The sequence below is a fragment of the Paraburkholderia ginsengiterrae genome, assembly GCF_001645125.1.
Classification (GTDB): Bacteria; Pseudomonadota; Gammaproteobacteria; order Burkholderiales; family Burkholderiaceae; genus Paraburkholderia; species Paraburkholderia ginsengiterrae.
In genome coordinates this window covers 1-542 of the sequence record NZ_LXKA01000068.1, presented here as the reverse complement: position 1 = coordinate 542, position 542 = coordinate 1, and the positions used below count along the sequence as shown (strand labels likewise).

The 542-nt window shown below is 63.1% G+C and carries 2 pseudogenes; one reads left to right on the top strand and one right to left on the bottom strand.

From position 1 onward, the window contains the following. Positions 1 to 194: pseudogene (locus tag A6V37_RS41660) on the bottom strand (hypothetical protein); the annotation flags it as partial. Between the two features lie 154 nt (positions 195 to 348). Between A6V37_RS41660 and A6V37_RS41655 the strand changes: the two are divergent. Beyond that, a pseudogene (locus A6V37_RS41655) lies at positions 349 to 542 on the top strand (hypothetical protein); the annotation flags it as partial.

Genomic DNA, 542 nt, shown 5'->3' with positions numbered 1-542 from the left:
CGCAGGCAGGGAGGAGTTGCCAGATCCGGCTCGACGAGCCGGTTGATCGGTGTGCGAGACGAGCGTCCAGACGAGGGTCCGTGCACCTCGGGACGCGTGCGCAGATGCTGGGGCGCAGGGTTCTTGATGCCCTGGAACTGCTGGCTATGCGAGAAGGAAGGGGCGTCGTCGGCAAATGCGATTTCGTTTGCCATCGTCTATGACCGCTTGTAAGTGGTGGGAATGAAGCGCTTGAGCGAACCGAGCGCCGCTTTGCCGCGAGTTTGCGCGGCCGCGCAAACTCGCGGCAAAGCGGCGCTCGGTTCGCTCAAGCGCTTCATTCCCACCACTTACAAGCGGTCATAGACGATGGCAAACGAAATCGCATTTGCCGACGACGCCCCTTCCTTCTCGCATAGCCAGCAGTTCCAGGGCATCAAGAACCCTGCGCCCCAGCATCTGCGCACGCGTCCCGAGGTGCACGGACCCTCGTCTGGACGCTCGTCTCGCACACCGATCAACCGGCTCGTCGAGCCGGATCTGGCAACTCCTCCCTGCCTGCG